The organism is Chitinophaga filiformis, from assembly GCF_021646545.1.
Lineage (GTDB): Bacteria > Bacteroidota > Bacteroidia > Chitinophagales > Chitinophagaceae > Chitinophaga > Chitinophaga filiformis_A.
On sequence record NZ_JAKIRP010000005.1, the window covers coordinates 268,218 to 286,474 of the forward strand.

Annotated in this window: 13 protein-coding genes and 1 pseudogene; 6 read left to right on the forward strand and 8 right to left on the reverse strand. The window is 46.4% G+C overall.

The window, feature by feature from the left end; translation table 11 throughout:
* Positions 1-6 precede the first annotated feature (6 nt).
* From L3C95_RS15645 to L3C95_RS15655, 3 genes are all read right to left on the reverse strand, one after another.
* Positions 7-1,125, reverse strand: a complete 1,119-nt coding sequence (locus tag L3C95_RS15645) for a lactonase family protein (protein ID WP_236388948.1) — start codon at positions 1,123-1,125, stop codon at positions 7-9.
* A gap of 113 nt (positions 1,126-1,238) precedes the next feature.
* Positions 1,239-2,849, reverse strand: coding sequence for a M1 family metallopeptidase (locus L3C95_RS15650; protein ID WP_236388950.1), 1,611 nt, complete (start codon positions 2,847-2,849; stop codon positions 1,239-1,241).
* 31 nt (positions 2,850-2,880) lie between these two features.
* Complete coding sequence (locus tag L3C95_RS15655) at positions 2,881-3,351, reverse strand: secondary thiamine-phosphate synthase enzyme YjbQ (protein WP_236388952.1); 471 nt, start codon at positions 3,349-3,351, stop codon at positions 2,881-2,883.
* A 79-nt stretch (positions 3,352-3,430) separates the two neighbouring features.
* Between L3C95_RS15655 and L3C95_RS15660 the strand changes: the two genes are divergently transcribed.
* Entirely contained in the window at positions 3,431-4,279 is an 849-nt protein-coding gene (locus tag L3C95_RS15660) for a universal stress protein (protein WP_236388953.1), read from the forward strand.
* Between the two features lie 102 nt (positions 4,280-4,381).
* Positions 4,382-5,599: a PAS domain-containing protein gene (locus L3C95_RS15665; protein ID WP_236388954.1), complete on the forward strand. Its 1,218-nt coding sequence runs from the start codon at positions 4,382-4,384 to the stop codon at positions 5,597-5,599.
* 68 nt (positions 5,600-5,667) lie between these two features.
* On the opposite strand, the gene L3C95_RS15670 is transcribed toward L3C95_RS15665, so the two are convergent.
* Both L3C95_RS15670 and L3C95_RS15675 read right to left on the reverse strand, forming a co-directional pair.
* Positions 5,668-7,347: a RagB/SusD family nutrient uptake outer membrane protein gene (locus L3C95_RS15670; RefSeq protein WP_236388955.1), complete on the reverse strand. Its 1,680-nt coding sequence runs from the start codon at positions 7,345-7,347 to the stop codon at positions 5,668-5,670.
* A gap of 23 nt (positions 7,348-7,370) precedes the next feature.
* Positions 7,371-10,652 carry a SusC/RagA family TonB-linked outer membrane protein gene (locus tag L3C95_RS15675; RefSeq protein WP_236388956.1) on the reverse strand — a complete coding sequence of 1,094 codons (3,282 nt, stop codon included), beginning with the start codon at positions 10,650-10,652 and terminating at the stop codon, positions 7,371-7,373.
* Between the two features lie 565 nt (positions 10,653-11,217).
* Here L3C95_RS15675 and pncB point away from each other — a divergent pair.
* On the forward strand, positions 11,218-12,393 hold the full coding sequence (pncB, locus tag L3C95_RS15680; RefSeq protein ID WP_236388957.1) for a nicotinate phosphoribosyltransferase: 1,176 nt from the start codon (positions 11,218-11,220) through the stop codon (positions 12,391-12,393).
* 21 nt (positions 12,394-12,414) lie between these two features.
* Positions 12,415-13,143, forward strand: coding sequence for an FRG domain-containing protein (locus L3C95_RS15685; protein ID WP_236388959.1), 729 nt, complete (start codon positions 12,415-12,417; stop codon positions 13,141-13,143).
* 4 nt (positions 13,144-13,147) lie between these two features.
* On the opposite strand, the gene L3C95_RS15690 is transcribed toward L3C95_RS15685, so the two are convergent.
* Positions 13,148-13,897: a metallophosphoesterase gene (locus L3C95_RS15690; RefSeq protein WP_236388961.1), complete on the reverse strand. Its 750-nt coding sequence runs from the start codon at positions 13,895-13,897 to the stop codon at positions 13,148-13,150.
* A 2-nt stretch (positions 13,898-13,899) separates the two neighbouring features.
* The gene (locus tag L3C95_RS15695) at positions 13,900-14,643 is read right to left on the reverse strand and encodes a nucleotidyltransferase (protein WP_236388963.1); all 744 of its coding nucleotides are present in this window, start codon (positions 14,641-14,643) and stop codon (positions 13,900-13,902) included.
* A gap of 181 nt (positions 14,644-14,824) precedes the next feature.
* Here L3C95_RS15695 and L3C95_RS15700 point away from each other — a divergent pair, with 181 nt between their 5' ends.
* Both L3C95_RS15700 and L3C95_RS15705 read left to right on the forward strand, forming a co-directional pair.
* Entirely contained in the window at positions 14,825-15,283 is a 459-nt protein-coding gene (locus tag L3C95_RS15700; RefSeq protein WP_236388964.1) for a lipocalin family protein, read from the forward strand.
* A 500-nt stretch (positions 15,284-15,783) separates the two neighbouring features.
* On the forward strand, positions 15,784-18,180 hold the full coding sequence (locus L3C95_RS15705; RefSeq protein ID WP_236388965.1) for an ABC transporter permease: 2,397 nt from the start codon (positions 15,784-15,786) through the stop codon (positions 18,178-18,180).
* Here the strand turns inward: L3C95_RS15705 and L3C95_RS35245 are convergent.
* Positions 18,156-18,209, reverse strand: a pseudogene (locus L3C95_RS35245) (hypothetical protein); the annotation flags it as partial. The gene L3C95_RS15705 and the pseudogene L3C95_RS35245 overlap by 25 nt on opposite strands.
* Between the last annotated feature and the right edge of the window lie 48 nt (positions 18,210-18,257).

The following is an 18,257-nucleotide window of genomic DNA, read 5'->3' on the forward strand; positions in this document are numbered from 1 at the left end:
AGGTATTTAGTCGTTGTACGTTATGACCTGTAAGCAGGAAGGTCCCTGCATCTTCACTTCTACGCCTGTTTTCGTCAGCAGTCCTGTCTGTGCATTCCGTTTAAAGACCACCACATTCCCGCTGAGCTGGTTGGCGACTATCAGGAATTTTCCCGTGGGATCTATTACAAAATTACGTGGGTGGTCGCCTTGTACAGGCTCATACCCCAAAAGAGTCAGGGTCCCGTTTTTACTGATGCTGCAAATGGCTATATTATTTTCCACGCCCCGGTTAGAGGCATACAGGAAACGACCGTCGGGAGAAATATGAATATCAGCACTACCATAGAATTTCTGCGGTTCACTATGTGTCATCAGCCTTTGCAGTGAATCCAGCCTGCCCCTGTTGTATTTATAAGCAGTTACTGATCCCGACAGCTCCTCTATACAATAGGCAAATCGCCCATTAGGATGAAAGGTGAAATGCCTTGGACCACTACCGGGTGTAGTGCGAATGAAACTATCCGCCTGCAGTGGTTTTGCCTGACTGGCATCAAAAGTGAAACGCCGTATTTTATCTGCTCCCAGGTCGGGAGAGAACAGATAGTCCTGTGCAGGGGAAAATACAGTGGAGTGAATGTGCGCACTTTTCTGCCTTTCGGTAATGCTGCTATCGGTGAATGGCAGGAGCGTTACCGCTGTCCCGATAGTGCCGTCACTGTTCAATGGAAATACGGCGATACTGCCGCCCGTATAGTTTCCGTTCACCAGCCAGCGACCGCTTTTATGCACGGTGACGTAGACCGGGTTATCCCCTCCACTGGGCTGCTTACTCAGCAAAGTGATAGCCCCTTGCTGTCTGTCAAACCGGTAACTGCTTACACTGCCTAACCCCGCTGTACGGGTTTCAGTGCAGGCATAAATGTATTGACCATCCGGTGAAAGGATCAGGTAAGAAGGGTTCATGATGCCGGAAAAAGTACAGACCTTATCAAGTCGTCCCGTTTCCATATCCATCCTGTAAATGTAGATACCGTCTTTATCTTTCGCGTCATTGTACGAGCCCACAAACAAGTAGGTTGTCTGTGCATACATAAAACTGTTGGCGAGTACTGCCAGTAACAGCAGATATGATCTTTTCAGCAAGGTGATGAAGCGATTTATGGGTCCGGAATTGAAGTGCCGGACAAAGATAATATTTACACCTCATTCCAAAGGCTTTTTACAGGATTGGTCAGTCCTCTTCACCCTTCCTATCCCTACATGTCTTTACCATAAGTAAACAGCAGGTTTATCTGCGGATCAATATGTATCGTGTGGTTCGCATGTATATTGATCACCGTTACCCTGTCTTTGATCTGCACTTTATATACCTTCGGATCATCGTCTATAGCATATTCCAACGGAAATGTAAACAACTGATCCTGTTGCTGTCTGATGGTAAACTTGCCTTCACCGCCAGGCCTGATGGTCAGTTCCGGCATACCGGGTGTGTACAGCCATTGCTGGAAAAAGTTGCCCAGATCCCGTCCGCTCTCCTTTTCCATCACCTTCCTGAAGTCTGTTGTATTGGCATTATGTCCGCCGTAGGCTGCGAAGTAACTCCGGATGCCTTTCCAGAAAATACTATCCCCTACCTGACGCCTTAACATATGTAATACCCATCCTCCTTTCTGATAACTATTTGCATTCAGCAACTGTGTATATCTGTCTTTCGCGCTGGTATCGACAACAGGGGTAAATCTCTTTTTCTCAAAGGCGATCACTTTTTTCCGGTCAGCTTTTAAACCCATCTTCAGCGTATCGGCACCGTACTTGTGCTCCATGTACAGGTGTGTCATATACGTAGCAAAGCCTTCGCTGAGCCAGACATGCTCCCAGTCAGTTTCAGTGATCGCATCTCCAAACCATTGATGCGCTATTTCATGGGCCAGCAGCTCCTCAATATCTTCGGAGCCGACTGATTCTTCCGAATAAAAGATGGCGCCTGCATTTTCCATACCACCGTAAATGGTTTTCGACTGGATATTGGCCAGTTTTTTATAGGGATAAGGCCCTATGTGTTGTATAAAAAACCGCAGGATCTCCCCTGCCTTTCCATAGTCTTTGAAGCCCTGTTTCTTATTTTCCGGGAATACATAGCTGTACACAGGAATACCCTGCACATCTGCCGAACGGTCCACCGCGAAACTGGCTATACCTACAGCGAATATTTTCGTAGGTAACGGCGCCTTTTCTGTATAGTGCGTCCTTCTCTGGTGATTGCCCATCACCACATCCTGCGTTTTCAATCCGTTGGCCACTACGGTGTATTTGTCGGGCGTGATCACATCAAAATCCACTGATGCTTTATCCGACGGATGATCTATACATGGCAACCAGTGACGTGCACGATCGGGCCAGTTATCTGTAAAAAAGGTACGCTGGCCGAATTTGTTTTTCGAGATGATGAGGCCATCTTTGGGAATGCCGGCATACTCGATCCTGTAGGTATGGGTTTCATCTTTCCCACCATTGACAGATAAATAGATGGCAGAGCTATCCTGCCGGAAAGGAATGTTCTTCACGCTGTTTGGCGCTCCGGACTTTCCCCCGCTGGCGGCAGTACGACCTGCAGCTACTTTCTCTGTCACCTTCAGTACAGTCATACCGGTATCAGCTATCTGCGGTCCTGCCAGATCCAGACGCAACTCCCCCACGTTGTTCAGAAAACGTACGGTTATTTCAGCAGTACCCGTTATCTTATCGGTGTTATCGCGCACCGTCAGGGAGATGCCGTAGTGTTGCACATCTACGGACTGGCGCTGACCTGAAGTATTTAAATAGATTCCCAGTATTAGTAACGGGAGTACAATCAGTTTTTTTAACATACGGTATAGTATCAGTTTTTCCGGATTATTGTTATTCTCCCCAGGCGGTGATGACCAGCCTTCTGCTTCCACCACGGTTACGGTGTTCACACAAATAGATGCCCTGCCAGGTGCCCAGGGCCAGGTTGCCGTTATTGATCGGGATCATCACGGAACTACCCAGCATCGCCGCTTTCAGGTGTGCAGGCATATCGTCCGGGCCTTCATCATCGTGCTGATAATCAGGATCATTCTCGGGCACCACTTTGCTGAAATACATTTCGAAGTCTTTCCTCACGGTAGGGTCTGCATTCTCATTGATGGTAAGAGAGGCCGAAGTGTGCTGGATGAACACCTGACACATGCCCGTTCTGATCTCTCTTAACTGTGGCATGGCCTGTACCACCTCTCCCGTGATCAGGTGAAACCCCCTTCTCCTTTCATGGAGCTGTAATAATTCCTGGAATATCTTCATTTCATTCGATTTAAACGCCCTTACGCCTGTTGTAACCACACTTTTCATGCCTGCCGGTTAATGGTATATTTTTTTCAGATTTAGGCAGGACAAACTTAACTTAGTAAAAGAGAAAAATGAAATCGTTATGAAAACATTACTGATTCCCGTTGATTTCTCACCCACGTCAGATAATGCAGTCGATTTTGCAATAGAATGGTGCAAAGATTACGGTTATGAACGCATTATCCTGCTTAAATCCTTTTACGACACTGTTTTTGACCATATAGTGGTTTCTGCTGAATACGCCCCTGTTAGTCCTCATTATATGGCCAGGGAACGGCAGGAAGCCAATGCGCTGATGGATGATCTCTCCCAGGATATTATCACAAAGACGAACAAAAAGGTGCAGGTCGTTTCCATGGTCAGTGAAGCGCCCCTGTTAAGGGCTATACTGGAAGTGATCAAAGAAGAATCGCCTGAAATGGTCGTACTGGGCAGCGATAACTTCAAATACTCCAGCGGCAGTTTTATTGCTGCTAACCTGATCCCCATCGCCAAGGCCAGTCCTGCCAGGGTACTGATCGTACCGGTCACTTATACTTACCGGCCGGTAAAAACCATCCTGGTGCCCGTCGACTATAAAACCCTCGATTCCCTGCATAAACTCGAAAATCTCCAGATCCCGCCCCAATGGAACGACAGTAAGTTACTGGTCCTGCATGTGGACGCAAAAGAAAAATACCTCAATCCGGACGACCAGTTGATAGCGGCAGAACAGCATGTACATGAGCGCCTGCGCGACTACCAGCACGACATCTGCTACAGCAGTGATAAAAACATCATTAACGGCATCCTGAATTTTACAGAAAAACATAAAGTCCAGCTCATCATTTCATTACCTGGCAAGCACAGCTTTTTGTATTATCTGACACATAAGAGCATTTCTGACGCTATCTGTCGTAATGCCCGTGAACCGGTAATGATACTCAAATAAAATGGCTTTTCCGGGTACTTTCTCTCAAAAACTACCCATTAAACCAATAAACAATACGTATAATAAATTAATTTATTATTTTGGGTGGAATAGTCCGATATCATGCCAACCAGGAAATCATCATCTGCTTTCAGGTCGCCCTCCCTCAGGGCATTGTTAATGGGAAAGGAAGATGAGTTTTCCTTTGAACACCGGGTATTCAATTTAACCGGCGCTATCACCCTGCTGATCCTGGCTGCTTTTCTTATCATTGACATACTTATCGGCGCAGATAAATCTGTCTTACTCCTGCTGGGGCTCATGGCCATACAGGTGGTGTATTATATTCTGTCCCGTAAAATGCGCAAATACCGGTCTATAATTGTCAGCTATGTCATTGTGGTATATGCGGGTCTCAGTGCCAACTATTTCTTCAATGGGGGCATTGACGGACCGACATTATTGCTGTTCTTCACGACACTCCAGCTGGCATTGAATATTTCCACGAGGGAAAAGTATCTTTTATGGCTGATCCTGAGCCTTATCATCCCAGGTTCATTGCTGGCTGTTGAACTGTATTTCCCGAACGCAATAACCGGTTACTACAAAGATCCCACAGAGAGGATTATCGACCGTTTTGGTTGCTATGTCCTGTCAACTATCTATATTTTCTTTGCCACCTCCAGTTTCAAAAGACACATCACCGGCCAGCAGGAACGTGAGGAAAAAGGGGCCGCCGACATTGCCGATTACGGCATCCGGCTACGCGCCTTCTTCGAAAGCCTGACCGACAATTTCGTGTTGCTGGACAGGAACATGCGAGTGCTTTACTTCAATAAAGCCGCTGTCGACCTGACCACCACCTTTTACGGCAGAAAGATCGAAGAGAACCTCAATATCGATCAGTTTGTACATGCATCCAATAAAGAGTCTTTCTACCACTGTTTTAACATGGCACTAAGCGGTACCGCCATTGCCAGGGAATTCAAGCGCGTATACGCTACAAAAGAAACCTGGTGGCTGAGCTCCTTCAATCCTGCCAGGAATGAGCAGGGAGAGATCATCGGCGTTACGCTGGTCATGAAAGATATCACTGACGGCTATCTGTACAAGCTTAAAATAGAACGTAAGAACGAACTGCTGGAAAAGATCGCCTTTATCCAGGCGCATGAACTGAGGGGCCCGCTTACCTCCGTACAAAGCCTTCTCGGGCTCATAAAGGAAGAATATGGCGATATGGACCTGATATACACGCAGAAGCTGGAAGAGGGCTTAAACAGGCTGGATGAGAAGATTAAAGAGATCATCACGCTATCTTCCGGTCAGCAGGAGGAGTTATAGCCTACCAAAAGCAAAGGCTGCCCGCATAAATGCAAGACAGCCTTTTTAGTGAAAACCCGAACGTTATCTTAGAAGTTAGGATTCTTTATTGGCGCACTACCCTCGCCCGGTGGATTCAGATCCGCTTCATCTGCCGGTACATCCCAATAGTCCATAAAGTTGTAATTGATCGTCACATTGGTATTCACCACACTGGCAGAAGTCAGGAATGTATTACCATAACTGCCACCACCATTGGCGATATCGTATGTCCATCCCCATCTTCTGTTGTCATAGAAAGACAGGCCCCTGAACACCAGCGCAGCTCTTCTTTCCATTACCAGCTCTTTCAGTGCACCCGCTTCCGTGAGTCCGGTGCCAGCCACGGCAGCAACGCCCGCTCCCATATACGTCCTTACGGCATCTACATAGGCAAGTCCGGCGTCAGTATTACCCAGACGGATATTCGCCTCGGCCAGCATCAGCGCGTTCTCTTCATAGCTGGGGCCGATGAACAGTTCATAAGTACCGGTCGACTTCGTGCCATATACATAGACGCCACTGGTGCCGGCGCCTCCGTCTATGATGCTGTAACGGGTGCCGAATGACAGATCATCCAGGTATTTGGTAGCCGTATTGAAGTTATTCTCCCGGCGCTTATCGTCCGCTTTCAGATTCTGTACAAAACGCTCGCTCAGCCTGAAAGTAGTAGAAGTGTTCACACCCGTTGTCAGTGCGGCTACGGTACCACCATCCGCAGTAAAGAAACCGTTTGCCGCAGCACTCCTGCCGGTAAATACATAGTCGGTAGCCCTGATACCATTTGTAGCCAGCGTCAATACCTCATTCCAGTCGGCCGCTGTCATCACCGCTGTGGAAGCCTTCGCAATCACAGCATCCGGATTGCCATTCACAAACGGCGCCAGCTTATTCACGAGTATGTTCCTGGCCAGCAGGGTATTGATATTCCTCAGCCACATATCTGTTGTCAGCACACCGCCCTTGCCTACCTGGCAGAAAGCAGGGATCAGTTGCCCTAATACAGACGAGTAATCTCCGGAATTGGAAATACCGCCCGACAACAAATCGGCCGCCATATGCAGATACTTGTTGGATGCAGCGATGACGGAATCTTTCAGTACATAGTTGTTGCTGCTTGCTCCATCCTCGTCAACGATCAGGCCGGAATAATACATGGAACCGATGGAAGCATATGCATAGCCTTTCCACCAATAGCACCAGGCTTTGATCGTATTGCTCTTTGTTTTGCCCTCACCGGAAAAAGTGATATTGTCAACAATGCTCAACACCTTGTTGCAGGCGCCGTTCAGTGCATACATATTCAACCACTGATAGTACAGGGGATTGTATCCGGAGCCTGTCTGCGCGCGGGTATTATTCGCCCTCAGCTGACTGACGTTGGAAATGTTGGTATTAACCCGGGAATTATTATCCAATATAAAATATTCGGGTATGCTGACAGTACTTACCAGCTGATTGGAAGCCTGCGCTCCTACCACATCTGCCAGCAGTTCACTATAGCCGTAAGGCAATGAAAAATAGCTGTCGCCCAGCCAGACATCACCTTTCTGAAAACCATTTATATATACTGATCCAATGGCCAGCGCAATGATGCCAGACTCATTATTGACATTCTCATCTACCGTAGGCAGGTTGGGATTACCCACATTAAGCTCTTTCTTGCAGGAAAAGATGCTGCATAAAAAGAGGAGGCCTAAAAGTCCTGAAACGTATTTATTCCTGATCATAATTTTCTCTTTTTTAATAAACATTAGAATCCGACATTTAAACCCACTGCATAAGATTTGAGGTTCGGGATAGTACTGTTGTCTATCCCCCTGTCGAAAGAAGAGTTCACAGCACCGGAACTCACCTCCGGATCGAAGCCGGTGTATTTAGTAACCGTCCATATGTTCCTGCCTGTCATCACCAACTGCAGTTTCTTGAAGTATTTCATCTTCATCACCTTCGCAATGTCAAATCCTATGGAAACGTTGCGCAGTCTCAGGAAAGAAGCATCTTCATAGAAATAGTCTTTGGTAGCGTTGTTACCCGGACCATACAGACTACCCCAGGAACCACTGTAAGCACTGCCATAATAAGCGGTATACGCAGCCGTCACACCATTGATGGTAACAGGTTTTGCAAAGTCGCCGTGGATACCGTCTCTATACATCCACTCTTTTGTCTGATTGTACAGGTGACTGCCATAGATCCAGTCAAACTGGAAAGAGAATGTCAGGAAATCTTTGTAACCGAATGCACTGATAAAGGAAGCATTGAACTTCGGATTAGGATCGCCCAGCGGATAGGCATCGGAAGAGAACTGAATGCCCCTGGTAGCGGTATCAACGAGATGCCCGTTCACTACCTGGTACTTTCCTGCATCCTGTTCTGAAATATATTTCGTTCCATTTTTGTTTACCGCATCTACACTGGTCAATGCTTTATAACCATAGATCTGTCCGATCTTCTGCCCTGCTGTAAGTACCAGTGCAGTACTACCTGCCGCAGAAGTGAGGATGATATCAGCACCGCCATTGATCCTGTCTATCATAGACGTCTGGTGACTGAAATTCGTTGTGAAGTCCCAGTTAAAGTTCTTGCTATGATATAAAGGCAGGTTCAGCTGGAACTGATACCCTTTGGAAGACATGTTGATCGCGTTGTTCAGGATACCTGTAGCTCCGGAAGATAGCGGCGCACTCACCGTATAGATCACATTTTCACTCTTACGTTTCCAGTAGGTAAAAGAGGCATTCACAGTGTTCAGCCATTTGCCCTGGCCGGCATTGAAGGTGAGGTCTGTACCCGCTTCAAACTCTTTGGATACTTCCACCTGCAGATTCGGGTTCTGCCCTGTAACCGGTACAGAATACACTACATCAGATCCAATGGTGTTCTGGTCCAGCGTGGGATACCTGTCAAAAGGCCCAGGCTGTATCCCAGCCTCACCATATGCAGCTCTCAGTTTAAAGTAGGGTATTCTGGTTTCAAGCTTATCAGCCCAGAAGTTAAAGGAAGAAGGGAGTATGTAACCATATACATTAGGGAAAGTAAAAGGAGATGCACCACTTCCAAAAGCAGATGACCAGTCGCTTCTGAAGCCACCGCCTACGCCACCATAATCACCGAAGTCGATCTTCTGGTTGATGAGATAACCGTAAGTGATAAATGACTCCTCATAGTTACCTGTTGTCTTGGTCGTGGTAGAATAAGGCGCCACAAACAATTGTTTGGCAGTAGAGATATTCACCGGTGGAGACAGCGGCAATCCCAGTCCATACACATCTTCTTCCTTATACTTGTTCTTTCGGTAGTCGTAAGAGATCTGTGTAGTGGTCTGGATCGGCAGGTGGATATTAAAGTCTTTTTCAAAGTCTGTCCTGATATACGCGCTTCCGAGGAAGTTCTGGAAAGTAGTGTTATAGTTCCAGTTATCTATTTCTCCCGAAGCATCGTTGGCAAACTGGAATGACCATGCATCATAGTACATAGTATTGGCGTTCTGTGTCTGGTTCAGGTAAGTCCAGGTTGCCTTTTCTGTTCTGTAGTTAATACCATATTTGGCATCCAGTTCCAGGAAATGATTCACCTGGAAGTTGGCGTTAAAACTCTGTACGATATCTACCTTGTTATCTAATCCGCTCGCATACTGCTTTACGAAGTATGGGTTGAAGGCGTTGATACTTAAGAAATCGGCTGTCTGGAAGGCAGGTGAATTACCATCCGCCATTTTATAGGTCAGGTCAAAGAAAGGCGAAGTATTCAGGAAGCTGAAGATATTGTCATTTTTACCCGCTGTATTCCCTTTCCCATATAAGTAGCCGCCTGCGCCGCCTAAACCAGGCACGGTAGTATTTTTAGTATAGATCACCTGTGTGATGGAACGCAGTTTGAATCCTTTGAACAATTCTGTTCCCAGGTTAGCAGTCAGGTTGGAACGGTCTACATAACCATTCTTCATTACAGGGCTCACAGTATGATTGTTGGCAACACCGAGAGAGAAATCTGATTTATCAGAGCCGCCGGAAATGCTGATATTATTGTTCCAGGATGTTCCTGTCTGGAACACCTGTTTAAAGTGGTCGTAATATTTCAGGTTGGCATTGTATGGTTTGTTGGCAATATTCCGCGGATCGAGTACACCATAACGGGTAGCACCACCATAGGCATAGGATATGCCTTCAATGCCACCCAGATCAGTATATTGCAGGATATTCCCATTTGCATCAACGATATTATTGTTGCCATCGGTTAAATAAGGATGAAGCCGTGCCTTCTCAACATGCCCGCTGTTGATATAACTATTCGCCGCATAATTGGTAGAATAGGTAACAGCTATAGGACCACGCTTTCCTTTTTTAGTGAAGATCTGCATTACACCATTGGCGCCCTGGGCGCCGTAGATGGAAGCGGAAGCCGCGCCCTGTACTACTTCTATTCTTTCCACATTACTCAGGTCGAGCGAGTTGAGGTCTGTGGCAGAAACCTGCACACCATCCAGCATGATCAGGGGTTTGGTGCCATTCTGTACAGTGTTGACACCTCTTAACAGGATGTTGACAGGATCGCCGGGGTTACCACTTACAGAAGAGATCTGTGCGCCGGGTATCTTACCGATGAGCGCCTGGTCGATACTGGTAGAAGGACCGCTCACCAGTTTCTCTGATGTAACAGATTCTACCGAGATGCCCAGTTTACGTTTACTCGTAGCAGTACCTACACCAGTGATCACTACTTCTGATAGTATCTTTTTGTCTACGCCAAGTGTAACGTTCAGCACAGGCCCATCTACGTTCACCTGTTTGGTTTCATAGCCAATAGCCGTAAATATCAATGTGCGGCCCTTTCCAGCACTGATCGTGAATGCGCCATTGGCATCGGTTACAGTACCTCCACCACCTTTTATTTTGATACTTGTACCAGGAACGGGCGCACCTGAATCGTCAGACACAGTCCCTGTAATTTTAATGGTGGTCTGAGCCTGAAGCGTGCTGATATAGGCATGGCATAGCAATACCATCAGGCATAATAGCATTTTCTTTCTCATAATTGTGATTTAAATATTACTGTTTAACCGAGTAACATGCTTGCGTAGGGAAGCCTGGCAATAGGTACAATACTGTCCACTGTCGTGCGTTAAGGCACGGCACCAAATAACAAAGCCTGTATGTACTGTGGTTGTTCAGTACATAGCATTCCCCCTGGATAATTTGCTTATCTTTTCAATTCAGTAACAAAAAACAATTAGGTTAAGTGGCAATTATTTAAACTGCACAGCCACTTTCAAAGCATCTGTTCACCACAAAAATTCAATACTAAAATCAGGCATAGTACCTGGGTTTTCCAAGCTAGTGTGTCATCACCACAATAGATGTCTGGTCGTTAAATAATTTAGATTCTGGTTGACATTCTAATCATGATAAATATATGACCCTTTTGTTAGATTTCACAATTTTTCAGGGAGAAAAAAGGAAAAAAGTAAATATTGAATTTTTTATAATATAAGTATAAATAGCAGTACTATCCTTCTGACACTGTGGTATTCAGGTAGTGATTTCCTGCTGGATTTCTTTCGGAACAGATTGGCAGCAGAATTGCGGAAGTATCCAGTTATGCGGACCAACATACTTACTTCGATCCTCGATAATGACTTTTACAAGTTCACTATGCAGCAGGGAGTGATCACACTATTTCCCTATGCAAAAGCCCGCTATGCTTTTATTAACAGGGGCAAACATATCTTTCCAACAGGTTTCGCCAATATACTGCGCAAAGCGGTTGACGGCATGGCCTCATTGCAGCTCAGCAAACAGGAAAAAGATTTTCTCAGGATAACCTGTCCTTACCTCTCTCCTGTCTATCTCGACTTCCTGGAGGGTTACCGTTATGATCCTTCAGAGGTGAAGATCACACAGGAAAGAGATCAGCTGCATGTCAGCGTGGAAGGCGCCTGGTATCGTACCATTCTCTGGGAAGTACCGTTAATGTCACTGATCTGTGAACTGTATTACCCGTTGACCGATACAGAGCGTATCAGTGATGAAGCTGTGATGGAGCGTACACGCAATAAGATAGAGAACTACCTGCAGCTGGGAGTGACTGTCGCCGAATTTGGTACACGCCGCAGGCATTCCTATGCAGTACATCACCTGGTGATGAAGGCGTTAAAAGAATATGGCGCGGGTTCCTTTATCGGGTCGAGTAATGTACATATGGCCATGTTGTATCAAACGAAACCTATCGGCACACATGCGCATGAATGGTTCATGTTCCATGCAGCCCGCTATGGTTTCAAAATGGCGAATGCACTGGGACTTGAACACTGGACACAGGTATACCGCGGAGACCTTGGCATAGCACTCTCTGATACGTATACGACGGATGTGTTCTTCAGACAGTTTGATAAGATGTTCTCTAAACTCTTTGATGGCGTCAGGCATGATAGTGGTGATCCGTTGTTATTTGCCGATAAGGTAATCGCCCACTATCAGCAGATGGGCATTGCTCCTGCTACCAAAAGCATTATTTTTTCTGATGCACTTAACTATGACAAGGTAGCGCGTATTGCAGCACATTGCCGCAACCGGATAGGGATGTCTTTCGGCATAGGTACCAGCCTGACCAACGATGCTGGTCCTGCCGCTATGAATATTGTGATCAAAATGACTGCTGCCTGTCCGGAAGGAGAAGGATGGACACCTGTTGTGAAGCTGTCCGACGAACATGGTAAGTATACCGGCGATGAACAAACAATCGCGCTTGCCAAAACAATACTGGAAATTGATTGATGGAAACTAAAACCCCAATGTATGCAAGAGGTTGAACTGGATGCCATACGTGACTATCTCGATCTGATCAGGGTCAATAAGGAGGAAAATATACGTAGTGGCAATATGGGTGATTTTGTTTTCCGCGGACAAGGGGCTGATTATCCCCTGATCCCGAAAATTTGCAGGCTGAAACCCAAGGGGGATCTCTTCGAGGTAGAAAGAGCCTTATTGAATGAATTTAAACGTACGAATCCATTGCTCGTACAGCAACAAACACCATTGAACGACTGGGATTATCTGACCCTCGGCCAGCATTTCGGATTGCCTACACGACTGCTCGACTGGTCTAACAGTGCGCTCACTGCTTTATGGTTTGCAGTATCCCGGCACAACGCGGAATGCCTGCCCGAAAGCGCTTATGCTGTTGTCTGGATCTTAATGCCTACAGATGAAGATTTCGACTTTAATCCGGACGAGGTACATCCTTTTGACCTGCCGGCTACCAGGATCTTTCGCCCCCGGCTGATTAAACAACGTATTAACAACCAGTCGGGCGTTTTCACTGTTCCTTCCACACAGGAATTGCGTGAAACCAGTTATATGAATGAAAGCGATCGTTACGACCTGAAGCTCATCAAAGTAAAAATACCAACAGCCAGTCTGTCCAATATCCGGAATGAATTAAACACGCTTGGTGTGAATGCCTTTTCTATATTCCCGGAACTGGAAGGCCTTTGTACTTTCCTGCAGTGGCGTTACTTTGAGTAAGTAATTATATCTCGATCACATGGAAAGGCATATCATACCCTGCCTTTAACAATACGGGTTTGGCTACATTAAAAACTTTCACGCCTCCCGCCAGCGATCCTTCGAGTGTGCCCATGTGTGCATGTCCATGAAAAACTGCTGATACCTGCCGGCGGATCAATGGCTCTGCCAGCCGCGAGGAACCCAGGAAAGGATAGATAGGCTCCGGCTCTCCTTTCACGGTATCTATCAATGGCGCATAATGCATGAGCGCCACTTTTTTCAGATGCTCATGCTGCTGATCAATTCTAGCCAGCGCTCTGTCGAGGTGCAGGGCCTCGTTCACCGCTTCCTGTACAAATGCCTTCATGGCATCTTCTCCGAACATCGACAGCATAAAGTTATCAAATCCGCCGCCAAAGCCTTTTACACCGGCAAAGCCCACATCTCCTATTACGACCGCCTCTCCGTCCAGGATGTGTACGTTCTCACTCTGTACCGTCTGCCTGATCAGCTTCTGCCTGCCTTTTTCATGGTCATGATTGCCCAGTACAGCCACCACCGGGATCGTGCATGATTTCAATTCGTCGCATAGGATCTTTGCTTCACTTTCATCGCCGGTATTGGTCAGATCTCCGCAGATAAGCAGCACATCTGCCCTGCGGGATACCTCCTTGAAGTAGTCTGTCCACTTATTCTTATCTGTGTCAGCTATATGGATATCGGCAACAGCAGCGATGCGCATCTTCTTGTTTTCAGTGTTTTCAGCATCCATTATCAAACCGTTTTTATGGTCATTCCTTTATAATGCCAGTCGGTAATATCGACTGCATATTGTGTCTGATCTATCAATGGCCCCCTGCATACTTTTTCCTGTGAAGGAGGCAGTTCATATTGCTGATGCGCCCTTTGCATCAGTTCGTCAAACAGCCAGCGGGGAATAATCTCCGTGTAGTCGGCCGGGTATACAAACTGAAACACCAGCAATTGTGCCAATAACAGATGCCAGTGAGGATCACACCGCTGTAGCAGCCGTTTCCAGTCAATCTTTTTGCCATACCGTAACATGACATGATTGACATCTGCACCGTCAAAACGTTCCCTGTTCTGAATAAAGACCTTACTCCAGATCAGTTCTTCCGGCGCTATCAACCGCACGGGCAATTCCATAAACACGGCATCCACTGCATGCTGATACCAGCTTTCATCGACAAGGCAGATATTGTTGGTACTGCTGAAAATGATGTCGATATAATACTCCCCTTTATAAACTTTAGCCAGCCAACGTACATCTGTCAGTTCGATTTTATAGCCATGGGTGGCAAACAGCTTCATAAGCCCCGGATATTGCGTGGGAGTACAGAATATATCCAGGTCTTTGGTATCACGGAAAAGCCCCGTGTAATGAAATAAGGCAAATCCTCCTCCAATCAGAAAGTCATCCCCACTCTCCACGAGGATAGACAATGCTTCACGGTAAAAGGAATGCGCTTCCATCTTTTGTTCTTCGTTCATCATCATACCTATTATATAACCTAAAAACTGTGCCGTTGGCGCTTCATACCAGCCTTATCAGACAGGAGCCGTACTGCTCGCCCGGCTTATCAAGCTGGCCCGGATACAATTTCTGTGAATAATTGCCGAACGCTGTGAAGATTTTGCCCCATTCACTATATTTGACACAAATCCTTAATTTCAATCCATGAAATATCTTCCGTTTATCGCTGTCGCGATCTCATTGCTATCCTGTAGCCAGCAAAAAGAGCCTTCAACTGCTACTTCCACTTCACCACTAACAGGTACATGGAAACTGATCAGCGCCAAGTCTATCGAAAACAAAGACACGACAGTTACTGCGCCTGTTGCAGGACAAGAGACCATCAAAATATTCAATGACAGCTATTTCGCTTTCTTCACACATGACCTGAACCATGGCGCCGATTCAACGGCGGTTTACGGTTCCGGCAGCGGAACCTATACACTGGTGAAAGATGTGTACAACGAGCACCTGGAGTACTGCAGTTACAGGGGCTGGGAAGATAAAGACTTCTCCTTCGTTATGCAGATCAAAGGAGACACGATCATCCAGAGCGGCATCGAAAAGATCGATAGCCTGAATATCAACCACGAGATCGTGGAAACATATGTAAGGATCCGCTAGGAAATAATAAAAAAACAAAAGAGCCCGTATCTTACTTTTGATACGGGCTCTTTTGTTCGGATACCTGACGGAGACCGGCAGGCTTTTAAGCTATTTTCAGGAGGCTCATTTATACCTGGCACGTCCCTCTTCGTCATAATAAGTCAGGCATTCTCCGAAGCCCATTAATCCCAGCAGCCAGTCCCCTGGCTCGGATAAATAATCCTTGAAAGCAGCCCCTACGCGCAATTCAGCGATACCTCTGGCCCAGTTTCGCAGAAATTAAGGAAAAATAGCAACAAGCATTTGCTGAAACAGGATGACCGGTTGATTTCCCTGAAAACAGTTTGAAGGCAATAAATACCCACTGATGTTATATATCGGACAGTCATGTATTAAAAGCGGACATTCCCACCGCAGGTGGCGTACATAAACAACTGATTTACAGCATAGTGCTGAACTGGCATTCTTTTGGGATTTGCTGTAACAGTTTTTCTACCGACCAAAATCAAACTGCCCTTATGCTTAGAAACTACTTCTTGATCGCATGGCGTAACCTTATCAAGAATAAGACGACCACGTTCATTAATATCGGCGGACTTACCATCGGCATGGCTGTGGCTATGCTGATCGGGCTATGGGTGTGGGATGAGCTGTCTTTTGATAGCTACAACACGAACTACCCTTCCATCGCAAAGATCGCGAGAAGCGAGATGATGCCGAACGGAGAAGTATACATTTCAGACAACAGCAATCACTTTCCCATTCCGCTGGCAGCAGAGCTAAGGAGTAACTACAACAACTACTTTACGCATGTAGCACTGGCATCGGAGAAGAATGAGCATATCATAAAATATGGCGACAAGCAATTTTCCCGGCAGGGCATGTATGTAGAGAAAGACTTCACAGATATAGTCACATTGAAAATGCTGGCAGGATCTTATAAGGATTTTACGGAAACCAATACCATCCTGCTGAATCAATCGCTGGCCAGTTCGCTGTACGGAGATGAGGATCCGGTGGGAAAAATCTTACAACTCGACGACAAACAATCCTTAAAAGTGATCGGTGTGTTTGAAGATCTCCCACACAATACAACGTTTACAGATGTAAGTTTCTTCTGTCCCTGGAATTTGCTGGTCAGCACCGAACAATATGTAAAAGCCAATCTGAACAACTGGAGCAACAGTTCATTCAATATCTTCGCCACTACTGCTCCCGGCATTTCTATGGAAGCAATTTCCGGCAAGATTAAGGATGTTTATCAATCGAAGCTGAACAAACCAGCCATTGATGGCAAAATTGCCCTGTTCCTTCATCCGATGAAAGACTGGCACTTGCGGGCAGAATGGAAGAACGGTATCCATTCCGGCGGACAAATCCAACTGGTGTGGTTGTTCGGCCTTATTGGGCTGTTTGTGCTGTTTTTAGCCTGCATCAACTTCATGAATCTCAGCACCGCACGCTCCGGGAAAAGAGCAAGGGAAGTAGGTATCCGTAAGACCTTCGGCTCGCTGCGCAGTCAGTTGATAAAACAGTTCATGAGTGAATCTTTCCTGATAGTCTTTGTGGCCTTCCTGCTCAGCATTGGCATTGTAATATTGAGTTTAAACAGGTTCAATGAGCTGGCAGATAAGAAAATGATCTTCCCCTTTTCCAATACCGTCTTCTGGCTGATATCCGTGCTGTTTATCATGATCACGGCTATTGTTGCGGGCAGTTATCCGGCTTTTTATCTTTCCTCCTTCCAACCGTTGAAAGTATTAAAGGGGCCATTCCGTGCCGGCGGCGGGGCCACTCCGCGCAGAGTAATGGTGACCTTACAGTTCACCGTTTCTATCGTCCTGATCATCGGGACGATTGTGGTATACCGCCAGGTACAACTGGCGCAGAACCGTCCGATTGGTTATGACAGGAACGGGCTGATAAAGATCAATATGAGAACTCCGGGCCTCAATGGCAAGTATGATGTGCTTCAGCGTGAACTGCTTGCCACAGGAGGGGCTGTAGGTTTCGCGCAATCCTCCGCTCCTACAACAGCGTCCAATTACTTCGACGACCGTTTCGAATGGGAAAATAAAGATACGCAGCTGCCTAAAATGGCTTTCTCGCTGACAGCAGTAACCTACGATTTTGGCAAAACCGTTGGCTGGAACTTTAAATCAGGTCGCGACTTCTCCCGTAGCTTCTCTACCGACAATACCGCCATTATTCTAAATGAAGCAGCTGTTAAATACATGCAGCTGACCGATCCTGTAGGAAAAACGATCCGCTGGAATGGAAATCCATTTACTGTGATTGGTGTGATAGAGAACATGGTAACGGAATCGCCCTACAAACCTGTTCAGCAAAGTGTTTACTTCATGGTACCTGGTATCGGGCCTGTTATTACGATACGCCTCAATCCACAGTTAAGTGCCGGCGAAGCGATCAGCAGGATCGAGCCTGTGTTCAGGAAACTGGATCCCTCCAGTCCTTTCGAATATAAATTCATAGATGATGAATATGGTCGCAAGTTTGCCGCAGAACAACGTATTGGCGCTTTATCCACGCTCTTTACCTGCCTTGCCATTTTCATTTCGTGCCTGGGCATTTTTGGTCTGGCCTCCTTCACGGCAGAGCAACGCATGAAGGAAATAGGCATCAGAAAAATACTGGGCGCCTCCATCACTAACCTCTGGGGGATGTTGTCCAGGGAGTTTGTGGCACTGGTATTCGTCGCATTTCTGATCGCTACACCGGCTGCGCATTATTTCATGCAAAAATGGTTGCAACAGTACGATTACCATACTACGATCGCCTGGTGGATCTTCCTGATAGCTGGTGCAAGCGCTTTGCTGATCACACTTTTCACAGTGAGCTTTCAGGCCATCAAAGCAGCGCTGGCTAATCCTATCAGGAGTTTGCGGAGCGAGTAGCGGTAAAATGAAGTTGTGAGTGCATACACTCAACTGCGGTATTTTAACTTTTTGGTATTAACAGCGATCATTTATTT

What these genes read in the sequence shown, in the direction of transcription:
- L3C95_RS15700 (WP_236388964.1), top strand. Translation starts at nt 14,825, where the DNA reads ATGAAATATCTTCCGTTTATCGCTGTCGCGATCTCATTGCTATCCTGT.
- L3C95_RS15670 (WP_236388955.1), bottom strand. Translation starts at nt 7,347, where the DNA reads ATGATCAGGAATAAATACGTTTCAGGACTTTTAGGCCTCCTCTTTTTA.
- pncB (WP_236388957.1), top strand. Translation starts at nt 11,218, where the DNA reads ATGCGGACCAACATACTTACTTCGATCCTCGATAATGACTTTTACAAG.
- L3C95_RS15665 (WP_236388954.1), top strand. Translation starts at nt 4,382, where the DNA reads ATGCCAACCAGGAAATCATCATCTGCTTTCAGGTCGCCCTCCCTCAGG.
- L3C95_RS15650 (WP_236388950.1), bottom strand. Translation starts at nt 2,849, where the DNA reads ATGTTAAAAAAACTGATTGTACTCCCGTTACTAATACTGGGAATCTAT.
- L3C95_RS15685 (WP_236388959.1), top strand. Translation starts at nt 12,415, where the DNA reads ATGCAAGAGGTTGAACTGGATGCCATACGTGACTATCTCGATCTGATC.
- L3C95_RS15660 (WP_236388953.1), top strand. Translation starts at nt 3,431, where the DNA reads ATGAAAACATTACTGATTCCCGTTGATTTCTCACCCACGTCAGATAAT.
- L3C95_RS15675 (WP_236388956.1), bottom strand. Translation starts at nt 10,652, where the DNA reads ATGAGAAAGAAAATGCTATTATGCCTGATGGTATTGCTATGCCATGCC.
- L3C95_RS15695 (WP_236388963.1), bottom strand. Translation starts at nt 14,643, where the DNA reads ATGATGATGAACGAAGAACAAAAGATGGAAGCGCATTCCTTTTACCGT.
- L3C95_RS15655 (WP_236388952.1), bottom strand. Translation starts at nt 3,351, where the DNA reads ATGAAAAGTGTGGTTACAACAGGCGTAAGGGCGTTTAAATCGAATGAA.
- L3C95_RS15690 (WP_236388961.1), bottom strand. Translation starts at nt 13,897, where the DNA reads ATGGATGCTGAAAACACTGAAAACAAGAAGATGCGCATCGCTGCTGTT.
- L3C95_RS15705 (WP_236388965.1), top strand. Translation starts at nt 15,784, where the DNA reads ATGCTTAGAAACTACTTCTTGATCGCATGGCGTAACCTTATCAAGAAT.